The sequence below is a fragment of the Halalkalibacter wakoensis JCM 9140 genome (genome assembly GCF_000513095.1).
Lineage (GTDB): Bacteria > Bacillota > Bacilli > Bacillales > Bacillaceae_D > Halalkalibacter > Halalkalibacter wakoensis.
In genome coordinates this window covers 1-1,102 of sequence record NZ_BAUT01000167.1, presented here as the reverse complement: position 1 = coordinate 1,102, position 1,102 = coordinate 1, and the positions used below count along the sequence as shown (strand labels likewise).

General features: G+C 52.1%; 12 tRNA genes. All 12 read left to right on the top strand.

Going from position 1 to position 1,102, the window contains the following annotated elements:
* The first annotated feature begins 18 nt into the window (after positions 1–18).
* The 12 genes from JCM9140_RS22040 to JCM9140_RS21985 all read left to right on the top strand — a co-directional run bounded on the left by JCM9140_RS22040 (position 19) and on the right by JCM9140_RS21985 (position 1,086).
* A tRNA-Ala gene (locus tag JCM9140_RS22040) sits at positions 19–94 on the top strand.
* A 16-nt stretch (positions 95–110) separates the two neighbouring features.
* Positions 111–184, top strand: a tRNA-Met gene (locus JCM9140_RS22035).
* Between the two features lie 33 nt (positions 185–217).
* Positions 218–310, top strand: a tRNA-Ser gene (locus JCM9140_RS22030).
* Positions 311–319: 9 nt separating this feature from the next.
* Positions 320–394 (top strand) — tRNA-Gln (locus JCM9140_RS22025).
* A gap of 5 nt (positions 395–399) precedes the next feature.
* Positions 400–471: transfer RNA gene (locus JCM9140_RS22020), tRNA-Gly, on the top strand.
* 28 nt (positions 472–499) lie between these two features.
* Positions 500–588, top strand: a tRNA-Leu gene (locus JCM9140_RS22015).
* A 9-nt stretch (positions 589–597) separates the two neighbouring features.
* Positions 598–674: transfer RNA gene (locus JCM9140_RS22010), tRNA-Arg, on the top strand.
* A 3-nt stretch (positions 675–677) separates the two neighbouring features.
* Positions 678–754, top strand: a tRNA-Pro gene (locus JCM9140_RS22005).
* A gap of 12 nt (positions 755–766) precedes the next feature.
* Positions 767–837: transfer RNA gene (locus tag JCM9140_RS22000), tRNA-Gly, on the top strand.
* 13 nt (positions 838–850) lie between these two features.
* Positions 851–924: transfer RNA gene (locus JCM9140_RS21995), tRNA-Ile, on the top strand.
* Positions 925–930: 6 nt separating this feature from the next.
* Positions 931–1,005: transfer RNA gene (locus JCM9140_RS21990), tRNA-Asn, on the top strand.
* A 6-nt stretch (positions 1,006–1,011) separates the two neighbouring features.
* A tRNA-Glu gene (locus JCM9140_RS21985) sits at positions 1,012–1,086 on the top strand.
* Positions 1,087–1,102: the final 16 nt, after the last annotated feature.

Sequence of the window (1,102 nt, the reverse complement as noted above, 5' to 3'; positions counted from 1 at the left end):
GATGTTTAATTTATTTATGGGGCCTTAGCTCAGCTGGGAGAGCGCCTGCCTTGCACGCAGGAGGTCAGCGGTTCGATCCCGCTAGGCTCCACCATTTATCTAAATATCATGGCGGTGTAGCTCAGCTGGCTAGAGCGTACGGTTCATACCCGTGAGGTCGTGGGTTCGACTCCCTCCGCCGCTATTATTACAACTCAATTTAATTTTTACCTAAAGTGGAGGAATACCCAAGTCCGGCTGAAGGGATCGGTCTTGAAAACCGACAGGCGGGTTAAACCGCGCGGGGGTTCGAATCCCTCTTCCTCCGCCACTTTTAACAATGGCTATCGCCAAGCGGTAAGGCAACGGATTTTGATTCCGTCATGCGTAGGTTCGAATCCTGCTAGCCCAGCCACTTTTGCGGAAGTAGTTCAGTGGTAGAACACCACCTTGCCAAGGTGGGGGTCGCGAGTTCGAATCTCGTCTTCCGCTCTTATATTTTAATATGTATGAAGTCCTAGCCGGGGTGGTGGAATTGGCAGACACACAGGACTTAAAATCCTGCGGTAGGTGACTACCGTGCCGGTTCAAGTCCGGCCCTCGGCACCAAATAAATATGCGCCCTTAGCTCAGCTGGATAGAGTGTTTGACTACGAATCAAAAGGTCGGGAGTTCGAATCTCTCAGGGCGCGCCATAACGGGAAGTGGCTCAGCTTGGTAGAGCACCTGGTTTGGGACCAGGGGGTCGCAGGTTCAAATCCTGTCTTCCCGACCATGAATTTAATATGCGGGTGTAGTTTAGTGGTAAAACCTCAGCCTTCCAAGCTGATGTCGTGAGTTCGATTCTCATCACCCGCTCTTTCATTACTGTGGGCCTGTAGCTCAGCTGGTTAGAGCGCACGCCTGATAAGCGTGAGGTCGGTGGTTCGAGTCCACTCAGGCCCATATTATTCCACAGTAGCTCAGTGGTAGAGCAATCGGCTGTTAACCGATCGGTCGTAGGTTCGAGTCCTACCTGTGGAGCCAAAGAATGGCCCGTTGGTCAAGCGGTTAAGACACCGCCCTTTCACGGCGGTAACACGGGTTCGAATCCCGTACGGGTCACCAACAACTTTTTACTTTT